This window comes from Sphingobacterium sp. NPDC055431, from assembly GCF_053644255.1.
On record NZ_JBSHLH010000005.1, the window covers coordinates 73,017 to 91,697 of the forward strand.

Sequence of the window (18,681 nt, forward strand, 5' to 3'; positions counted from 1 at the left end):
CAAAAATAAGAAAATAAACGAGTTTATCTTACCCTAATTGTCCTTTAAATCCCATCATTTTTGAATAAAACACTTTACATTAAGACAATAATCCTTACTTTTAGCCGTATTTTCAAAGGACTTATGAGTAACATACATTTTTTTGATGCTAATGCGGGATCCGGGAATTTAGGAGATCTTGAAAAAACACTAGTCATTAACAACCTGCTAACAATCCCTTTAGAAAAGAGGAACAATGATTGGGTAGCGGAGTTTATCGATAATATTGCTGAAGCAAACCTAGCGGTATCCGAACCAGAGATCATCATGAGTACGGAGGGCTTCCCCTATTTCAACCTTCGTTCGGTAGAACCGGGAGAGAACTTCCAAGCCTATGTCATTAAGAATAAATTAGGCAACCTTTTACAGAATGGTTTTGGGGTGGCATTGAATACCAGGAAAGAAAATCCTGACTGGATGTTCAGCTATGGAGATTTATTGAACTATGCCTTGCGCCATGAGTTTTATACCGACGAGCACCATTTCTCGATAAACAACCAAGATTTTGTAATCGGCAGTGATGAAGAGCTTTTGGTCGGACAACCAGCCCAAGAGATTTTACCTGATTATGCACGTCGTCAGATCCGCGAATTCTTACAGTATTCAGGCGTGAAGAACCCGATGGTCATGTTGATCGCCAGAAATTATACGGATGAAGAGAAGGTCACACAAGATCTTGTATTCAACATTACTCCAAAAAACTTTTCGAACGAAAAAGAGTACAAACAAGCGATGAATACCATTTCTTGGTTTTTACCAAAACACTACTCCTTGGTTGGCTTAGAAACAGAATCCGTGGATTCTGGTTTCCAACCATTATAATATTGATGGTGAAGGCAGGGATACCCTACCTTCACCTTTTACCAGACTCAGAATTTACAAATTACTACATCTAGATTTTGCCCCTTCCAAGGCAAGATCCAATATTTTTAACTATGTTTTTATTTAATGTTAGGGTTTATGGCATAATGATCAACGAACGTAATGAAGTTTTGATTAGCGATGAACGAACGGAGAATGTATCCTTCACTAAATTCCCTGGTGGCGGATTGGAATATGGAGAAGGATTGATCGATGCATTAAAAAGAGAATATCTGGAAGAAACCGGGATGGAAGTTGAGGTCATCAAGCATATTTACACCACAGACTTCTATGAAAAATCAAGTTTTAATGATAGTCAAATTATTTCCATATACTATCAAGTAGAGCAAAAAAACAACGTAGAATTAAACATTAGGACAAAATCTTTCGACTTTACCGAAAAATCCCTAGAAGGAAAACTACAAGCGTTTAGGTTAATTCCTTTAAACGAACTGCAAGAAAATGACTTAACATTTAAAACTGACCAGGTTGCGTGGGTTGAATTTTTAAAAAGTACAGATAAAATTCAATTATAATATAAATGTTGCAACTTTTATTTGATTTTATAATAAAAGGTTTTTACTTTTACAGTGGGTCTTGGAGATAGACTGAAGTCTAGTCTAAGATCTATGTTTTGAAAACACCTAGTTCTATAGGGTTTTATTAATAGTTAGTGTGATTTTAAGGCGATACTCCCCGTATCGCCTTATTTATTTATACCCCCCACACATCCTTTACTGAGCTACTTCTCCCCTAGAATCATTAAACCTTGTTACAAGAACCCAAATAAGCCTCTGGGGACACAAAAAAAGCCTTATCCATTAAATGATAAAGCTTTTTGAAAACCTTTAAAGTTTTTTAACCCGAAACTGTCTTTTTTACTTTCCTTTTTAGAACACTTTTTAATTCATTTTGGTTATTTAATCCAACATAAGGATTAGTCAAAACTAAGCGCTCCTTGAAGTTCAATGGTAGATCATTCAGGGATTTATCATCATCAATGATCAAGACTTCCTCCGGTTTTAATTTATGCCTGCTAATCCAATCAATTATCTCCGTTTTTCTACTGACCGTTGAGGTAATTATTTATAAACATACCTTGACTTGAACAGTCTTATATCCAATAACTATTCTGGACAATAAATTCTTCAAATCTATCCCTTGTCAACTCTTCAAATTCTTGCAAAACAGAATAATCTGCCCCCCTATCTCAACAGATAAGCCAATAATATCACTATTGCTCCGCCGATGATAATGATCCATTTATTGATCCCACCACCATGAGCACCCTCTTGGCTCTTAAATTTATAGTCCCTTTTAAATTTATTATCGTCCATGTTTTCCTTTACTTTTAATATATGATGCTTTAAATATTCAATTTACATAAAATTATTCGTGATGATAGGGTTCACCTCTCATTATCGTATAGGCGCGATAGATCTGTTCCACAAAGAACAATCGGACCATCTGATGGGAGAAAGTCATCCTAGACAGCGATATCTTCGCATTGGCGCGCTGATAGACCGTCTCATCAAAGCCATAAGGGCCACCGATCATAAAAACCAAATGTGTCACACTGGATACCATTTGCTTCTCTAGAAACGCGGAAAACTCCACGGAGGTATATTCCTTTCCTCGTTCGTCCAGTAGGATGATAAAATCCTGGTTACTGCAATTCTTAAGCAATAGCTGAGCTTCTTTCTCTTTCTGCTGGCTTTCACTTAAGTTCTTGGAGTTTTTGATATCAGGGATGGTCACAATCTGAAAGTTCACATAATGTTTCAACCTTTTTGTATAGATCTCAATCCCCTTCACAATATGTTGGTCATCTGTCTTCCCGATACAGATCAGCGTAATTTTCATTGGCAATGAATTAATTGAATTACAAAAATAAGATATTAAGTCTGTTCCCGAGGGAGAAGCTCACAAAAAAAGCCTTTGATCTATGACCAAAGGCTCTTATTATAGAATTAAATAAAATTATTTATTTGCAACTAAGGTAATGTCGAAGTTGATTTCTTTAGAGATCAAATCATCAGATTTTCCTTCATAAGTTACACCCCAATCAGCTCTAGTGATGTTGAAATTAGCAGTAGCTTTCACTGCAGTTTCAGTAGATTCAACAACTTTTGCATCAAATGTAATGTTCTTGCTAACACCTTTGATAACCAAGTTACCAGAAATGTTCAGGTCTGCATCTGTCGCACCTGGTTTAACCTCAGTGATCGTGAAAGAAGCTTCAGGGAATTTTTCCGTTGCAAAGAAATCATCAGACTTCAAGTGTCCATCCAATTTTCCTTTGAACTCACCTTCTAGGTCAGTCGATCCAATTGTAGTCATATCCAATACTACATTAGCACCAGTTAATTTACCGTTATCAACGTTTACTGTACCAGATTTAACAGTTACTGTACCTGTATGTTTACCGGTAACCTTTGTACCCGTCCATACTACTTTGGATGCAGCTGTATCAACTGTATAGGCATCTCCAGTTACTTCAGTTTGTGTGATCGAAACTGAATCCTTGGTTTCAGCTTTTTTACCTTCTGGGTTTCCAGCGCATGAAGCCAATACTAATGCCGCAACTGCTGATAATAATGTGATTTTTTTCATCTGTGTGTTTGAACAATTAATTTGAGTACAAAATTATATAGACTTAGTAGATTATCCAATTCTGATTCCTTTTTTAACAATAGGCAGACAATTCAGGTTTAATGCCCAGCTGGCTGTGCCTCAACCCTTCTGATGTCTGCACCTAATGCTTTTAGGCGTTCCTCGATATGCTGATAACCTCTTTCTATCTGCTCGATATTGTAGATTACGGACTTTCCTTGTGCCGATAATGCAGCAATTAATAATGATACACCAGCACGGATATCTGGAGAGGTCATCTCAATTCCACGAAGTTTATTTTGCTTGTTCAAGCCGATAACGGTCGCACGGTGAGGGTCACAAAGAATAATCTGTGCTCCCATATCGATTAATTTATCGACGAAGAACAACCTGCTTTCAAACATCTTCTGGTGGATCAATACATTTCCTTTGGCCTGGATCGCTGTCACCAAAACGATACTCAAAAGATCCGGTGTAAAACCTGGCCATGGAGCATCAGAAATGGTCAATATCGAACCATCGATAAAGGTGTCGATTTCATAATTCTCTTGAGCAGGGATAAAGATATCATCGCCTCTCAACTCAAACTTGATTCCTAAACGGGAAAATACCGATGGAATAATCCCCAATTCCTGGAAACATACATCCTTGATGGTGATCTCAGACCCAGTCATGGCAGCTAAACCAATGAAAGAACCGATTTCGATCATATCTGGAAGCATTTTATGGCTTGTGCCACCTAATTGCTCAACACCTTCAATTGTCAAGAGGTTTGAACCGATCCCAGAGATCTTAGCTCCCATCCTGTTCAACATCTTACATAACTGTTGAAGATAAGGCTCACATGCAGCATTATAGATCGTGGTTACCCCTTTTGCAAGAACGGCAGCCATCACGATATTGGCCGTACCCGTAACTGAAGCCTCATCCAATAGGATATAAGTCCCCTTCAACTGGGTTGCATCCACATTGAAGAAATGGTTCTCTGCATCATAGACAAATTTAGCCCCTAACTTTTCAAAACCTAAAAAGTGGGTATCCAGACGGCGTCTACCGATCTTGTCACCTCCAGGTTTAGGGATAGCAGCCTTTCCAAATCTTGCCAACAATGGCCCAACGATCATGATCGATCCGCGTAGGCTTCCCCCTTTTTTCTTGAACTCCTCCGATTGAAAATAATCTATATTGATATTCTTAGCCTCAAACTCATAGGTATCGTCACTGATTCTGTTTACTTCGACACCCATTGCTGCCAAAAGATCGATCAGTTTATTGACATCCTTAATGTCGGGGATATTGCTAATGGTCATTTTCTCAGCAGTCAATAGTACTGCAGAGATAATTTGTAATGCTTCGTTTTTTGCTCCTTGCGGAACGATTTCTCCTTTTAATGGTTTGCCACCGTAAATTTCAAATGCATTCATAGTTTTTTCATATCAACCATACCTCAGGAATGATTATGCCCAAAGGTCTGTTCAATTCATATCAAGCCCACATGAAAAAAGCAATTGTCCCGTTGCGATTCAATTGCTTTCTTCATCCGGTCTTATTTATAACTTTTTTTCTGTCTGTTATTGTTGTTGTTATTGTTGTTCGAGGGCCTCTTATTGTTATTGTTGTTGTTATTGTTGCTCCTCTTGTTGTTATAGCTGTTTTGCGGCTTGTTCTGCTGCTGATGGCCAGTGCTGCTGCCTGAGGATTTAACACGGTTCCCTGGAGGCGGAGTTTTGAAGTCTAGCTTGGTCAGGACTGTATCGCCCGGAAGAACCAATTCTCCATGCGACAAAGTCTTCAGGTCCTGAAGGATTTGATCATCCGATACAGAATCTTTATTCCAAGTCAGGTATGCCATTTTCATGAAATTGGCAATGCTCAGGGTCATTTTCAATCTAGCTTCTGGATTGCTGATGTTCAATGTTTTATTGATCATGTCCTCCACCGTATGACCATAATGTTTGAACCTGATATTATGGTTCGGGTATTTTAGAGGCTCCGGTTTATGGTGGATATTTTCCTTGGTAGGAATGGGATATGGGGAATCCACATCGATCTTAAAGTCCGAAATAATATAGAGATGATCCCAAAGTTTATGCTTAAAATCAGATACATCACGTAAATGCGGGTTCAATACCCCCATCATATCGATGACAACCTGGGCTAAGCGGTTTCTTTCTTCCCTATCTGACAGCGTACAGATATAGTCGACCATATTCTGTACATTTCTGCCATATTCTGCCAAAATTAATTTTGGTCTAGTGCTGTTATAATCAAAAATCATATGTTTATTTTGCTTTAACCCTATAAAGGCGTTAAATATGTAATTCTAAATTGGGTATCAATTTACTATTCTAAGCTTGGCAAATTTAAGCAACAATTGCTTCTGTCCCAACTCTTTGAAGAAAATAGTTGCTTTTATGTCCGGTTTGTTTCCCTCAAGGTTAATTACCTTACCAAAACCGAAGCGTTCATGTTCCACTTCCATACCGACCTGCAGGCCTGAAGTATCCGATGGTGCAAAGTCTGCACTCGGCTTATGGGCCTTCGGCAAAATCGATGTGGTCTTTATCACTTTTGGCTTAGGCTTCGAGAACACATCACCGCCGGAATTGCCTTCCTTACGCTGCCATTGCACTCTTTCCGAACCAAAATCATCGTCCATCATCCCGCCTCCACGTGGTTTGAAGTCAAGGTCTAGGCAACTTGGATTCAGTTCATCCAAGAACCTGCTCGGCTCACAATTGTTCAAGGTTCCCCAACGGTACCTCGATGTCGCATAGGAAATGTGCAATTTCTTCTCTGCTCTTGTAACGGCAACATAAAACAACCTCCGCTCTTCTTCCAGTTCCGATCTCGAATTCAGGGAAAGTTGCGATGGAAACAGGTTTTCTTCCAGCCCCACGATGTGAACCACTGGAAACTCCAGCCCTTTAGAAGCATGGATGGTCATCAATGAAACCGTGTCCGCATTCGGATCCTTATCCTTGTCATCATTGGTCAATAGGGCAATGTCCTGCATAAAGACATCCAAACCTTTTTCTTCCAGATCTTCTCTTTCCGAAAACTCCTTGATACCGTTCAGTAACTCCTGGATATTCTCATATCTTGCAAGTCCCTCAACAGATTTATCCTCATAGAGATCCTTCAGTATTCCAGAATGCTGCGCGATATGCATCGCAGTATCAAATGCGGTATTGGTTTTTGCAGTCGCCTGGAAACTCTGGATCATCAATCCAAAATTGGAAACCGAGGCAGCGCTTCTACCGTCCAGGAACATTTGGGAATTTGCCACTACATCCCACAAACGCAATTGCTGTTGATCGGCAGCAACCATGATCTTTTCAACCGTTGTATCGCCGATCCCCCGACGTGGATAGTTGATCACACGTTTCAGGGCTTCCTCATCGTTCGGGTTGAAGGTCAGCCTAAAATAAGCAATTAAATCCTTAATTTCCTTACGTTGGTAGAAGGAAGTTCCACCATACAATTTATAGGGGATATTCAATTTCCGCAAAGCCTCCTCCAGCGATCTGGATTGGGCATTCGTCCGATAGAGAATAGCGAAATCTTTATAGTGCAATCCTTTCAGGGATTTTTCCTGAGAGATGGCCTCTGCCACGATCTTTCCTTCCTCATTGTCTGAAAAGGCGCGGCTAACCTTGATTTTCTCCCCATCCTCATTATCCGAGAACACGTTCTTTTCCAATTGATTCTTATTGTTCGCAATAATGCTGTTAGCAGCATTCACGATCATCTTGGTCGAACGGTAGTTCTGTTCTAATTTGAAGACCTTCACATCCGGATAATCCTTCTGAAAATTCAGGATGTTCTGGATATTGGCACCACGGAAGGCATAGATACTCTGGGCATCATCCCCTACCACACAGATATTTTCATTGACCGCAGCCAATCTCTTCACGATCAGGTACTGCGAAAAGTTGGTATCCTGGTACTCATCCACCATCAGGTATTTGAACTGATGCTGGTATTTATGCAGTACGTCCGGATATTTATTGAGCAGCACATTGGTCTTGAAAAGTAAATCATCAAAATCCATCGCTCCAGCACGGTAACAGCGTTGCGCATAGGCCATATAGATCTGGCCCAATTGCCCTCTTCCGTTAGACTGGTCTTCGGCAAGGATTGCCTCATTCTTATTATATTCCTGTGGGGATATTAAATTATTCTTCGCTGATGAAATCCTTCCATATACATGGTTTACGTTATAGAGCTTGTCATCTAGGTTCATTTCTTTCAAAATGGTCCTCAACAAACTCTTCGTGTCATCTGTATCATAGATGGTAAAGTTCTTGGGATATCCCAAAAGTTCTGCTTCGACCCGCAAGATTCGCGCAAACACTGAGTGGAATGTACCCATCCATATATTTTTGGCTTCAGAGCCGACCACTTTCATGATACGCTCACGCATTTCCTTGGCAGCCTTATTGGTAAAGGTCAGCACAAGGACATTGAAAGGATCTACTCCTTTTTGTATCAAATGGGCTACTCTATAGGTAATTACACGCGTTTTTCCAGATCCCGCTCCAGCAACAATCATTACTGGACCTTCTGTTTGTTCAACTGCGGCTCGTTGTGAGGGGTTCAGTCCTGCTAAAAAATCCAAAATACTCTCCTAAATTTATCTTATGTAATGCCTCAAAAATGGGGACTCAAATTTAATAAAAATAGGCATACTATTTTAGAAAATTATCCACAGGGACAAGAAGATAGCAAAAACCTAATCGATTTGATCGAGCAATTGCTGAAATCGTTGCATAAACAGTCCCACATGGTATCCATCGACCAAGGCATGGTGCGCATGTAACGAAATCGCCATCGTTTTTTTTTCCTCACGATCCATTAACTTGGCAAAGGATATCTTCGGACAGGAATCCGGATAATTGAAATTCCTGGCATGAGAAAGCGAGCTAAAGTCTACCCAAGGCAATGCAGAACAATGCACCTCATTGATCCTGGCCCCACTCAGATCTAAGCCAGAAGAAGCCTTCACTTTTTCAACAGCGATATTTGCTCCTTCCAAAAACTTTGCCTCATCTTCATGAAAATCGATATACGAAAAACCAAAGGTGTTATCTGACCTTAACACCGTGCTGGAGATATGGACCTGATCATAGAGATAGAGTTCTCCAGCATCGATCCTCAGCCTGAAATTCTCAATTTCATTCATGGCCTTCAACGCTCGGTACAGGTAGTACATAAAGAAAGACTGGGATTTCTGCTTGGCCTGTTGGTAGGCAATACTTAGGTCCAACTCGGCCGTAATCCCATGAAACGGTTCGGGAAACTGCGAAAAGAATTCAAAGTGCTCTCTTCGTGCCCAATTTTCTACATCAAATTTCTTTCTCATATTGCGACAAAACTAATCATTACTCTTTTTCCGAAAAACGATTGTGGATAATTCCCTAACAAAAACCAAAACCTCCATAGAAGGTTTCAAACTACTAAAGGTTTTTTACATTTGTCCTATAATCATCATAACCATAGATCATGAATAATAGATATGCTTTCCTCATACCACTTTTGGCACTCAGCTTACTTTTTTCCTGTGCTACACAACGGGAGATCCCCAATTCATTTGTCAACCTGAAAGAACAGATTCCAAATCTTGAAATCGACTTAAGGTATTATGGAAGCCATAACTTCCTGGGAAGACCGGTAAAAGGCTATGAAGCCAACAAGGTATTTATCAGCAAAGAAGCCGCCAGTGCATTGGTCCAGATCCAAAAAGAACTGAATGCACAAGGTTTAGGTATCAAGGTTTTTGATGCCTATAGACCGCAACAGGCAGTAAATAACTTTAAGGAATGGGCTTTGGATATTGCCGACACGGCAGCAAAAAAAGAATTCTATCCCGATGTGGACAAACGGAACCTGTTTAAATTGGGTTACATCGCCGAAAAATCTGGCCATAGCCGCGGCAGTACCATCGATCTAACCATCATTAACCTGAAAGACAAAAAAGAACTGGACATGGGAACCGGCTTCGACTATTTCGGCGAACCCTCTCACCATGATTACAGCAACCTCAGTCCTCAACAAAAAGCAAATCGAAAACTACTTAAGGACATCATGGAAAAACATGGGTTCAAATCCATCGAAGAAGAATGGTGGCATTATACCCTGAAAAATGAGCCCTTCAAGGATCAGTATTTTGATTTTAAGGTAAGGTAGGTTTGAGCTTGTTTTTGAACCAGGATTAAAGGGATAAGAGGATAGACCAAGATCATGGTTTGAACCAGGATTAATGGGATGTGAGGATGGACCAAGATCATGGTTTGAACCAAGATTATGATCAAAATATAGTTGGAAAGTCCAGCATACTGTAAGGGCGTATCGCATTCGCCCGCCTTATACAAGCCATCAATAAATACCCATTTTGGGGTATCATCCTATTCAATTTTCACCAAAAAAAAGCACCCTTCCGGGTGCCGTTATATTTTCTTTTCATGATGCGGGCGTATGCAATACGCCTCTACAGTGTTTTTCCAGTCTAAAACGGTGCATCATCCGGCATATCATTCATTCTGGATGGCATGGTTATACCTCCGCCGAAGTCGCCGAAATTACCTGATGGTTGGATTGCATTGCCCATTCCACCGCCGAAATCATTGAAGCTACCACCTTCAGGACCCATTCCGGAGAAATCATCCTCAAGATCGACGAACTTCACATATTTACCTACGAAGCGTAATGGTACAATACCCGTTTCACCGTTACGGTGTTTGGAGATAATTACCTCTCCTACCCCTACGGTAGAACGGCCTTCCTCATCTTCCAACAATCCATAGTACTCTGGACGGTAAAGGAACAGTACCATATCGGCATCCTGCTCAATTGATCCAGACTCACGTAAGTCGGATAGCATCGGACGCTTACTGTTACCAGGTCTAGACTCTACCGCACGACTTAACTGCGATAAGGCCAAAACTGGAATGTTCAATTCTTTCGCTACTGATTTTAGGGCACGTGATATACTACCGATCTCCTGTTCACGGTTTCCGCCACCTTTACCATCGGCTTTACCATGCATCAGCTGCAAGTAATCGACGATTACCATCTGTATATCATACTGAGCCTTCAGACGTCTACACTTAGCACGGAATTCAAACACGTTCAGTGCCGGTGTATCATCAATAATTAAAGGCGCCTCAGTCAAACGACCGATCCTAGAGTGCAATTGCTGCCATTCATGGTCGGCGAGATTTCCTTTTTTCAGTTTCTCCTGTTCAATCTCCGTTTCACCAGCGATCAAACGATTCACCAATTGTACGGATGACATCTCCAAGGAGAATACGGCTACCGCTTTATTATGGTCAACTGCTGCATTTCGCGCTACGGATAACACGAATGCCGTCTTACCCATTGCAGGACGAGCCGCAATAATAACCAAGTCAGAAGGTTGCCATCCGGAGGTCATCCGGTCCAATGCAGTCAGACCAGAAGGAATACCGGTCAAGCCATCTGTCTTCTCACGCAGGGATTCCAGTGAGGAAATTGCTTCACGCATGATATCGTCCATCTTTCTGGAATCTCTTCGCAGGTTGTTTTGGGCAATATCAAAAAGTGATTTCTCCGCATGGTCCAATAGGTCGAAGATATCGGATGTTTCATCATAGGATGAATTGATGATTTCTGTAGAAACCTTGATCAATTCACGCTGAATATATTTTTGTGAAATAATACGGGCATGGTATTCAATATTGGCCGCTGATACCACACGGTCTGTCAACTGCGTGATATAATAGGCACCACCTACCATTTCCAACGCTCCCATTTGGCGAAGTTCTGCCACTACGGTCAAGATATCGATCGGGGAAGTCTTCTGGAAGAGGTTATAGATAGCCTGAAATATCTTCTGATGCGACTCTTTATAGAACGATTCTGGCTTCAGGATATCGATGACTTCACTTAGTGCATTTTTCTCCAACATCAGGGCACCCAACACTGCCTCCTCTAAGTCCAATGCTTGTGGAGGGAGCTTGCCTAATCCGGAGACTAAGTTATTTAAGCTCGTTCTTTTCTTGTTGAAATTTGCACGACTAGGTTGTCCTGACGTACTGTTGTTAAATTCGTTTTCTAAAGACATACTAAAAAATATTTCTCGGCTTGATTCACCCTGTTTTCAAGGATAGGGTAACAAATGTAAGAAAAATAAAAGTCGCCCTACCATCAAGTTTTGAACAGTAAAATTTAGGTGCTTCAACAATCATGCAATAGCAGTTGTAAAACAGGGACTAATAATTAACATCAAATGTGAAGAACCTGTTAATAACTAAATATACGCATTAAAAATCAAGCCTTTACCCGAATGTGGATAAGATGGACCGTTGTGAATAACCTACACGAAAGGGTCATTCAAACAGTTATTTTAAGGCCTTTTGCCCTCTTCAATTCATAGTCAGCGAGTTAAGCTCCTTCAGGTAGTCTTTAAGTTTATGAAAGCATTCCGGGTATCCGTAATTTTTAGTCTTTTGTTGTATATTTGTTGTGTATCAAATAACGCATCTACGGAAAATCCAGACCTCGATTCTGGAAAAAAGTATGAAGCCAAGTAAAATAAATTTCAATAAAATGAGGACAGTTTTAATCACGGGAGCCAGCTCTGGAATCGGAGAAGCTTGCGCCCTGGAATTGGCAAAAGAAAATAAATACAGGTTTCTTTTATGTGCCAGAAGAGTTGAAAAACTGGAAGAATTGATCCAAAAAATCAAAACCATCAACCCTAATACCGAAACCCATAGCTTCAAATTGGATGTCCGCAATGCGGAAGAGGTAGAAACCACCCTATCCAACCTTCCAGCAGCATGGAAAAAAGTCGACATCTTGATCAATAATGCTGGACTCAGCCAAGGTTTGGATTCAATCCAAGATGGACAGATTGGCGATTGGGACCGCATGATCGACACCAATGTCAAAGGCTTACTGTATGTCAGCAAATATGTCATCCCTTTGATGGAAGGCAGCGAACAGGCTCATATCATCAACATGGGATCCATTGCCGGCAAAGAAGTCTACCCCAATGGCAATGTCTATTGCGCAACGAAACATGCCGTGGACGCTTTGACCAAAGCGATGCGCATTGATCTCCTAGCCAAAGGGATCAAGGTCAGCAGTATTGACCCGGGCATGGTAGAAACCGAATTCTCTGAAGTAAGGTTCCATGGCGACAAGGACCGTGCAAAATCAGTTTATAAAGGATTGACTCCACTATCGGGACAGGACATTGCAGAAATCGTCTCTTTTATCCTTTCCAGACCCAAACATGTCAATATCAACGACCTGTTGGTTATGCCAACGGCTCAGGCAAACGGAACACTAGTTATTAGAAAATAAACAAATCATATATGTCATTAGAAGCAAAAATAACCCAAGATATCAAAGCGGCCATGATCGCAAAGGACAATGTTAGATTACGTGGACTGCGTGCGATCAAAGCGGCAATCCTATTGGCTAACACTGAAAAAGGCCATAGCGAAACATTGACCGAAGACGCCGAAATCAAGGTCTTACAGAAATTAGCAAAACAACGCAAGGAGTCTGCCGAAATCTATCAGCAACAGGACCGTAAAGACCTATATACCATCGAAATCGAAGAATTGGAAGTTATCGAAGAGTTCCTTCCAAAACAATTGGACCGTGAGGCAATAGAAAACGTTGTGAAAGGCATTATTGCTGAAACAGGTGCTTCATCGATCAAGGATATGGGTAAGGTCATGGGCGCGGCAAACCAGAAACTTGCTGGTCAAGCTGATGGCAGAACGATTTCTGAAGTCGTAAAATCACTATTAAGCTAATCCATATATGGACTGGAGAATAAAGTCCTTTTCAGAATTAGACTCCCTGGAACTCTACAAGATTTTGCAGCTCCGGATCAATGTCTTTATGCTGGAACAAGATTGTCTTTATCCCGAATGTGATGATAAGGACCTCAAAGGGAAACATCTCTTTGCGATGGACCAAGATACCTGTATTGCTTATGCCAGGTTATTGCCCCCTGATGTCTCCTATCCGAAATGCAGTTCCATAGGAAGAGTGGTGGTCCATGCAGACTATCGGAAGCATCAATACGGTCAGCTCCTGATGAACAGAGCCATTGAACAGATCAAAATGGACTATCCAGACCTCCCTATCCGAATAAGTGCACAGGAATACCTGAAACGATTCTATACTGGTCTAGGATTCCAGATTGAGAGCGATGTCTATCTGGAGGACAATATCCCCCATTTAGAGATGGCCTTATATCCATAAGACTTAATGCATTGCGTATCATAAAAAAGCCCTCGATGTTAATCATCGAGGGCTTTCTATATTAATGATAAAATTTTATCCAATTTGTCCTGGTATTACCTTCTGCTTTGGCTTTACCCTTGTTCGAGGCATATTCGGAATTTTCAAAATATGTCTCGAATAAAACTAAACTGAGGTCAATAAAAATAGCCAAAAAAAAAGCTTTTTTTATCCATCAGACTATCTTGCTTTTACAGGACGTTGGCCAAAATGCCTATCTCTTTCAAAGGTCGACATATGCCTTTCTTTTTTTGCAGGATAGATATCATCCAAGGTAATCATAATACCAGTTTCTTCAACTTCTCCAAACTCATTGTTCCTAGCTGTTCCAAAAACACGCATGGTCGGTGAAAGATTCATATAGGTATTGATCAATGGAGGAATATTCTCATCCAGCTCCCTAACTTTGGCATTCAGCACTTTATAACCTTCCTTATAGTCCAGACCGTCAAAAATGCCTTCATGTTTGGTGATATCAGTTTTATAACCTAAATAAAGATCCTTTACAGGTTCTACCAAATTGTCAGGATCTGGAAAATAATGATTCATGAAATAGATCAGCAAATCCCTAGCTTCCTGATTATAATGCGGATACATGGTCACCTTTCCGAACAGGTATTTCACGTCCGGATTGATCAGGACCAATGCCCCAAGACCATCCCAAAGGTTATCCAAGGAGAAAATTCCCTTTCTATTGTCGATTGCTGGTTGGTATTTGGGTTGAACCCAAGAACGTCCCAATTCAATGGTATAAGGCAGGAAATCTTTTTTGAATTTTTCGGAAAAGTCAAAATAATGTGCTGTTGAAAGGTGAATTTCACCATCCTCAGCCGTTGCTTGATCACATTTTATCACGCGGTACCCAGCAATGATTTCTTCATCTTCTGGATTCCAAGCGATCAGTTGATCGTAATTATGTTTAGAAGTATCGTTTTCGTCAATATCAAGAGGTAGACCTGTACCGCCGCCAGCTCCCCTAAAGGTCAGCTCTCTCAATCTACCAATCTCGCGCATTATATGAGGTGCGGTATGATAGTTCACTAGATAGACCTCATTACTGCCGTTATTGGTATAACGGACAAAGGCTTCCTTAGTAAGTTCTTTCTTGATTAGATCTCTATCTACCGGTTGAATTATTTCTTGCATAAATTATTTTTTACCATGAGCCATGGCATAAACCATTTCTTTTACTTCAGCTGCCCATTGACGTTCATTCTTACTGGTGTCAAAATGGGTATAGGGAATCTTCTCCCCAATCCTGATGGTTATGTCCTTTCCTCTTTGGGAGAACATCTCATCAGGTAAATATAACATTTCAATATTTGCTTTTAATCCTATTTTGTGTCTTATTCTTGATAGGTTGTAAAAGAAATTCGAGTTACGTCCTTCAATATAGACAGGAACGATATCTTTTTTATATTTTTTGGCTTTCGATATAAAGCTTTTTTTCCACTCGAGGTCTACGATCTCCCCTTTAATCTTCCTTGAGACAAGTCCAGCAGGGAAAACAAGCAAAGCATGGTCCGATGCATAGGCATTCTCAATTGCAGCAATAGCTGTTTTACTTTGACTACCGACTTTATTTACAGGAACGAATAAGGGTTCGAGGTTGCGGACATTCATCAGAATGTCATTGACCAAAAATTTCACATCTTTTCTATACTTCCCGATGGCCTGCATAAAAGCTACCCCATCTAAACCACCTAAGGGGTGATTGGAAGCAAAGATGACACTTTCATCTAAAGGAATATGCTCAGCGCCTTCCAAATGTACGTTAACCTTAAGCTCTTTTAATAATGAGTCTACAAAATCTAATCCCATGTCATCATGATACGTTCTCATGATGTAGTTTATCTCATCTTCGTGGATTGTCTTTGTTAAATAACTCAATAATGGCTTGGGTATCCATTTGGCTAAACCTGGACTTTTCTTTCGTATTACTTCCCTGATTTCAATAAACTTCTCTTGCTTTTGTAAGCTCATATTCTATAATACACTTTTATAAAAGTTTTGTAAAATTACATAATTAGTTTTAAGATGACTAAAACATCTTTTTATTTTATATCAAAATAATATTTTCACTACCTTAGCGATAATCGCATATTTAAACTAAAATTAAACGTTTTGCGTTTATTGTAGTTTAATAAATAAAAGGTTTCATGTATATCGGTGAAAACATATCAACGCTCTATACCGAAGTTCACCCGAACGATACGGTTGCTTTTTCGTTAGATAAAGTCAATGAGCTGCATTTCCATCAACTTCCTGTAGTTAAGGGTAAAGAATACCTCGGGCTTATTACCGAGGAGGACCTGCTATCGGCTGAAGATGAGGAAACTTTGATCAAGGAACTGAAACTTACCTTTCCATTTATCTATCTATACGATTATCAGCACATCTATGATGCCCTACAATATCTGGAGACCTATCAGTTTGACCTTTTGCCTATTGTCAACAAGCAAAAGGAATATGTTGGGGTCATTACCCAGAAAGATCTATTGAGATCGGTCAACCAAACGATCTCCAACCAGGATAAGGGCGCGATCATCGTCCTAGAGATGGAAGATCGGGACAATAGTTTGACCCATGTGGCCCATATCATAGAATCTGAGAACAGCAAGATTTTGAATACGGGAATCAGACCGATTGAGAATTCCAGCAAGGTTGAACTCACCATCAAGGTCAACAAAAACAATATTTCCTCAGTCTTGGCCTCTTTATGGAGACATGACTATGTGGTAAAAGCGACCTTCAACGATGGCTCTGATCAGAATGATATCCAAGAAAGATATAATCTTTTAATGAACTATTTGAACATTTAATTCTTAGAATTTTTCATCTTTGCGCAAAATATTATCAAAAGCATGAAAGAGCTGTCCATAGCAGTATACGGTCGAGAGTTTAACCAATCCGTGATTGGATATGTCATTGAACTATTTACCTACCTGCGTGAAAAGAATGTGCAAGTTTACATCCATCAGGATTTCCACAGTTTCCTTAAGCGCTTATGCAAGCTAGATTTTACCTTTAAGAAATTCAAGTCCCATAAAGATCTTCCTGCGGACATTGCCTTTATGCTCAGCCTAGGGGGCGATGGTACCATGCTCTCTGCCGCAACGTTGATCAAAGATTCAGGTATTCCATTGGCGGGGATCAATTTCGGTCGTTTGGGATTTTTGGCGAATATCTCCAAAAACCACATGGAGGAAGCATTGGACCAAATCCTTTCCAACAATTATCAGATCCAAAAACGTGCCTTGTTACAGGTAGAAAGTTCGGATGGTACCTTTATAAAGGGGGAGGATTTTGCACTGAACGATATTACGGTTTTTAGGTCGGACTCTTCCGCCATGATTACGGTACATGCAGTTTTGGACAATGAACTGTTGAACTCTTACTGGGCTGATGGTCTGATCATCGCGACCCCAACGGGTTCTACAGCTTATTCCTTAAGCTGCGGCGGCCCCATCATAATGCCTGGCAGTGGGAATTTTGTGATTACCCCTATTTCTCCACACAATTTAAACGTACGTCCTATCGTGGTGAACGAGAATATGCAATTGCGTCTTGAGATAGAGAGCAGGACAGAGAAATATATTTTGAGCTGTGATTCAAAAAGCCATACCTTGAGTACCAAAACCAGCTTATTGATCACAAAGGCACCTTTTAGTATAAACCTTATCCGATTGGCAAATGACCAATATTTTGGCATCTTGCGTGAAAAATTGCTCTGGGGTATCGATGTCCGAAATTATTAATAGGAGCTTCTATTCACTTTAATTCAATAAAATTTTTACAGGGATAATCTTAAAACCTGTATCTTTACGATAAAATCTGAAACTATTGGGACCAACATTCGAGATGAAAAGCGAATCAATTTTATTTTTTAATTCATTTGCAATCATTCCTATCATAAAAAATTTAGGACAAAAACAGCTTGGCCTCCTGATTGGATTACTTAACCTACATCATCAACTCCTTCTAGATTTACGATGCTTGATTGGCGATTCTGGATTTCCAGAAAGTCGAGTGGCATGGTCTGGATTAGGGTCGACACAAAACTATTCAAGCATAAATGAAATTATCTAATGAGTTTTAAAGATAAGATAGATAAAAACAGATTACCTCAGCATATTGCCATCATCATGGACGGCAATGGCCGTTGGGCAAAGGAAAAGGGCGAGCTTCGTGTCTTTGGCCATAAAAACGGCGTTACTGCAGTCCGTGAAGCATTGGAGGCATCTGTTGAAATAGGCCTCAACTATTTGACCTTATATGCCTTTTCCACCGAAAACTGGAACAGACCGCAATTTGAGGTGGATGCCTTGATGGAACTCTTAGTAAACTCATTGAACCAAGAACTACCCACTTTCCAAGAAAACAATATCCGTGTCAACAGTATTGGCCGCATGTCCGACTTACCTGCCCATTGTCAGGTGACGCTTCAATCTACCATTGAACAAACCAAGAACAATACTGGCTGTACATTGACCCTTGCCTTGAGCTATGGATCCCGCCAAGAGATCCTGGATGCGACAAAAACGATCGCTGAAAAAGTTAAAAAAGGTGAAATTTCCGTAGATGATATCAATGAAGAAATGTTTAGCAACAATCTTTATACACATGGCATCCCCGACCCTGACCTATTGATCAGAACCAGCGGTGAAGAGCGCATTAGCAACTATATGTTGTGGCAAATAGCCTACTCTGAGCTGTTTTTCCTCCCTATCATGTGGCCTGAGTTTTCTAGGGAAACTCTATTTGAATGTATTTACCTATATCAAAATAGAGAAAGAAGATTTGGGAAAACTAGTGAACAATTATAAGAAATCATTACTTTTGCAACATTTTAATTTCGACAGG

At 40.3% G+C, this 18,681-nt stretch carries 20 protein-coding genes; 9 read left to right on the forward strand and 11 right to left on the reverse strand.

Going from position 1 to position 18,681, the window contains the following annotated elements:
- Positions 1 to 123: 123 nt before the first annotated feature.
- Together ACWIB3_RS06990 and ACWIB3_RS06995 are read left to right on the forward strand one after the other, a co-directional pair.
- Positions 124 to 861, forward strand: a complete 738-nt coding sequence (locus ACWIB3_RS06990; RefSeq protein ID WP_185217594.1) for a hypothetical protein — start codon at positions 124 to 126, stop codon at positions 859 to 861.
- A gap of 113 nt (positions 862 to 974) precedes the next feature.
- Positions 975 to 1,436, forward strand: coding sequence for an NUDIX domain-containing protein (locus tag ACWIB3_RS06995; protein WP_313261191.1), 462 nt, complete (start codon positions 975 to 977; stop codon positions 1,434 to 1,436).
- 322 nt (positions 1,437 to 1,758) lie between these two features.
- On the opposite strand, the gene ACWIB3_RS07000 is transcribed toward ACWIB3_RS06995, so the two are convergent.
- The 8 genes from ACWIB3_RS07000 to ACWIB3_RS07035 form a co-directional block, all read right to left on the reverse strand.
- Positions 1,759 to 1,986 carry an HAD domain-containing protein gene (locus ACWIB3_RS07000; protein ID WP_454291296.1) on the reverse strand — a complete coding sequence of 76 codons (228 nt, stop codon included), beginning with the start codon at positions 1,984 to 1,986 and terminating at the stop codon, positions 1,759 to 1,761.
- A gap of 119 nt (positions 1,987 to 2,105) precedes the next feature.
- Positions 2,106 to 2,237 (reverse strand): hypothetical protein, encoded by a 132-nt coding sequence (locus ACWIB3_RS07005; RefSeq protein ID WP_262890811.1) that lies wholly within the window; start codon positions 2,235 to 2,237, stop codon positions 2,106 to 2,108.
- Positions 2,238 to 2,289: 52 nt separating this feature from the next.
- Positions 2,290 to 2,763, reverse strand: coding sequence for a 23S rRNA (pseudouridine(1915)-N(3))-methyltransferase RlmH (gene rlmH / locus ACWIB3_RS07010; protein ID WP_185214015.1), 474 nt, complete (start codon positions 2,761 to 2,763; stop codon positions 2,290 to 2,292).
- Positions 2,764 to 2,880: 117 nt separating this feature from the next.
- Positions 2,881 to 3,513, reverse strand: coding sequence for a YceI family protein (locus ACWIB3_RS07015; protein WP_185214016.1), 633 nt, complete (start codon positions 3,511 to 3,513; stop codon positions 2,881 to 2,883).
- 98 nt (positions 3,514 to 3,611) lie between these two features.
- Complete coding sequence (gene murA / locus ACWIB3_RS07020; RefSeq protein ID WP_185214017.1) at positions 3,612 to 4,937, reverse strand: UDP-N-acetylglucosamine 1-carboxyvinyltransferase; 1,326 nt, start codon at positions 4,935 to 4,937, stop codon at positions 3,612 to 3,614.
- A gap of 122 nt (positions 4,938 to 5,059) precedes the next feature.
- Positions 5,060 to 5,791, reverse strand: coding sequence for a DUF4290 domain-containing protein (locus ACWIB3_RS07025; protein WP_185214018.1), 732 nt, complete (start codon positions 5,789 to 5,791; stop codon positions 5,060 to 5,062).
- A 57-nt stretch (positions 5,792 to 5,848) separates the two neighbouring features.
- Positions 5,849 to 8,134, reverse strand: coding sequence for an ATP-dependent helicase (locus ACWIB3_RS07030; protein WP_185214019.1), 2,286 nt, complete (start codon positions 8,132 to 8,134; stop codon positions 5,849 to 5,851).
- 114 nt (positions 8,135 to 8,248) lie between these two features.
- Positions 8,249 to 8,878, reverse strand: a complete 630-nt coding sequence (locus tag ACWIB3_RS07035; protein WP_454291252.1) for a CatA-like O-acetyltransferase — start codon at positions 8,876 to 8,878, stop codon at positions 8,249 to 8,251.
- A gap of 140 nt (positions 8,879 to 9,018) precedes the next feature.
- Between ACWIB3_RS07035 and ACWIB3_RS07040 the strand changes: the two genes are divergently transcribed.
- Positions 9,019 to 9,702, forward strand: coding sequence for a M15 family metallopeptidase (locus ACWIB3_RS07040; protein WP_254528079.1), 684 nt, complete (start codon positions 9,019 to 9,021; stop codon positions 9,700 to 9,702).
- A 319-nt stretch (positions 9,703 to 10,021) separates the two neighbouring features.
- Here the strand turns inward: ACWIB3_RS07040 and dnaB are convergent, their stop codons facing one another.
- On the reverse strand, positions 10,022 to 11,617 hold the full coding sequence (dnaB, locus tag ACWIB3_RS07045) for a replicative DNA helicase (protein WP_185214022.1): 1,596 nt from the start codon (positions 11,615 to 11,617) through the stop codon (positions 10,022 to 10,024).
- A gap of 485 nt (positions 11,618 to 12,102) precedes the next feature.
- Between dnaB and ACWIB3_RS07050 the strand changes: the two genes are divergently transcribed.
- Genes ACWIB3_RS07050 through ACWIB3_RS07060 form a run of 3 tightly spaced genes read left to right on the forward strand, consistent with a single transcriptional unit; the run spans position 12,103 to position 13,779 of the window.
- Positions 12,103 to 12,864 (forward strand): SDR family NAD(P)-dependent oxidoreductase, encoded by a 762-nt coding sequence (locus tag ACWIB3_RS07050; RefSeq protein WP_185217599.1) that lies wholly within the window; start codon positions 12,103 to 12,105, stop codon positions 12,862 to 12,864.
- Between the two features lie 11 nt (positions 12,865 to 12,875).
- Positions 12,876 to 13,325: a GatB/YqeY domain-containing protein gene (locus tag ACWIB3_RS07055; RefSeq protein WP_185214024.1), complete on the forward strand. Its 450-nt coding sequence runs from the start codon at positions 12,876 to 12,878 to the stop codon at positions 13,323 to 13,325.
- Between the two features lie 7 nt (positions 13,326 to 13,332).
- On the forward strand, positions 13,333 to 13,779 hold the full coding sequence (locus ACWIB3_RS07060; protein ID WP_185214025.1) for a GNAT family N-acetyltransferase: 447 nt from the start codon (positions 13,333 to 13,335) through the stop codon (positions 13,777 to 13,779).
- Positions 13,780 to 13,998: 219 nt separating this feature from the next.
- On the opposite strand, the gene ACWIB3_RS07065 is transcribed toward ACWIB3_RS07060, so the two are convergent.
- Both ACWIB3_RS07065 and ACWIB3_RS07070 read right to left on the reverse strand, forming a co-directional pair.
- Positions 13,999 to 14,964, reverse strand: coding sequence for a GNAT family N-acetyltransferase (locus ACWIB3_RS07065; protein WP_185214026.1), 966 nt, complete (start codon positions 14,962 to 14,964; stop codon positions 13,999 to 14,001).
- A gap of 3 nt (positions 14,965 to 14,967) precedes the next feature.
- A complete protein-coding gene (locus ACWIB3_RS07070; protein WP_185214027.1) occupies positions 14,968 to 15,801 on the reverse strand; it encodes a 1-acyl-sn-glycerol-3-phosphate acyltransferase in 834 nt (277 codons plus the stop codon).
- A gap of 176 nt (positions 15,802 to 15,977) precedes the next feature.
- On the opposite strand from ACWIB3_RS07070, the gene ACWIB3_RS07075 reads away from it, so the two are divergent.
- The 3 genes from ACWIB3_RS07075 (at position 15,978) to ACWIB3_RS07085 (ending at position 18,644) form a co-directional block, all read left to right on the forward strand.
- On the forward strand, positions 15,978 to 16,640 hold the full coding sequence (locus tag ACWIB3_RS07075) for a CBS domain-containing protein (protein ID WP_185214028.1): 663 nt from the start codon (positions 15,978 to 15,980) through the stop codon (positions 16,638 to 16,640).
- A 42-nt stretch (positions 16,641 to 16,682) separates the two neighbouring features.
- Positions 16,683 to 17,576, forward strand: coding sequence for an NAD kinase (locus ACWIB3_RS07080; RefSeq protein WP_308214528.1), 894 nt, complete (start codon positions 16,683 to 16,685; stop codon positions 17,574 to 17,576).
- A 330-nt stretch (positions 17,577 to 17,906) separates the two neighbouring features.
- On the forward strand, positions 17,907 to 18,644 hold the full coding sequence (locus tag ACWIB3_RS07085; RefSeq protein WP_185214029.1) for an isoprenyl transferase: 738 nt from the start codon (positions 17,907 to 17,909) through the stop codon (positions 18,642 to 18,644).
- Positions 18,645 to 18,681 lie beyond the last annotated feature (37 nt).

Excerpts from the sequence above, each read along its gene's own strand:
- ACWIB3_RS06990 (WP_185217594.1), top strand. The coding sequence starts at position 124 with ATGAGTAACATACATTTTTTTGATGCTAATGCGGGATCCGGGAATTTA.
- ACWIB3_RS06995 (WP_313261191.1), top strand. The coding sequence starts at position 975 with ATGTTTTTATTTAATGTTAGGGTTTATGGCATAATGATCAACGAACGT.
- ACWIB3_RS07005 (WP_262890811.1), bottom strand. The coding sequence starts at position 2,237 with ATGGACGATAATAAATTTAAAAGGGACTATAAATTTAAGAGCCAAGAG.
- rlmH (WP_185214015.1), bottom strand. The coding sequence starts at position 2,763 with ATGAAAATTACGCTGATCTGTATCGGGAAGACAGATGACCAACATATT.
- ACWIB3_RS07015 (WP_185214016.1), bottom strand. The coding sequence starts at position 3,513 with ATGAAAAAAATCACATTATTATCAGCAGTTGCGGCATTAGTATTGGCT.
- murA (WP_185214017.1), bottom strand. The coding sequence starts at position 4,937 with ATGAATGCATTTGAAATTTACGGTGGCAAACCATTAAAAGGAGAAATC.
- ACWIB3_RS07025 (WP_185214018.1), bottom strand. The coding sequence starts at position 5,791 with ATGATTTTTGATTATAACAGCACTAGACCAAAATTAATTTTGGCAGAA.
- ACWIB3_RS07035 (WP_454291252.1), bottom strand. The coding sequence starts at position 8,878 with ATGAGAAAGAAATTTGATGTAGAAAATTGGGCACGAAGAGAGCACTTT.
- ACWIB3_RS07040 (WP_254528079.1), top strand. The coding sequence starts at position 9,019 with ATGAATAATAGATATGCTTTCCTCATACCACTTTTGGCACTCAGCTTA.
- dnaB (WP_185214022.1), bottom strand. The coding sequence starts at position 11,617 with ATGTCTTTAGAAAACGAATTTAACAACAGTACGTCAGGACAACCTAGT.
- ACWIB3_RS07050 (WP_185217599.1), top strand. The coding sequence starts at position 12,103 with ATGAGGACAGTTTTAATCACGGGAGCCAGCTCTGGAATCGGAGAAGCT.
- ACWIB3_RS07055 (WP_185214024.1), top strand. The coding sequence starts at position 12,876 with ATGTCATTAGAAGCAAAAATAACCCAAGATATCAAAGCGGCCATGATC.
- ACWIB3_RS07060 (WP_185214025.1), top strand. The coding sequence starts at position 13,333 with ATGGACTGGAGAATAAAGTCCTTTTCAGAATTAGACTCCCTGGAACTC.
- ACWIB3_RS07065 (WP_185214026.1), bottom strand. The coding sequence starts at position 14,964 with ATGCAAGAAATAATTCAACCGGTAGATAGAGATCTAATCAAGAAAGAA.
- ACWIB3_RS07070 (WP_185214027.1), bottom strand. The coding sequence starts at position 15,801 with ATGAGCTTACAAAAGCAAGAGAAGTTTATTGAAATCAGGGAAGTAATA.
- ACWIB3_RS07075 (WP_185214028.1), top strand. The coding sequence starts at position 15,978 with ATGTATATCGGTGAAAACATATCAACGCTCTATACCGAAGTTCACCCG.
- ACWIB3_RS07080 (WP_308214528.1), top strand. The coding sequence starts at position 16,683 with ATGAAAGAGCTGTCCATAGCAGTATACGGTCGAGAGTTTAACCAATCC.
- ACWIB3_RS07085 (WP_185214029.1), top strand. The coding sequence starts at position 17,907 with ATGAGTTTTAAAGATAAGATAGATAAAAACAGATTACCTCAGCATATT.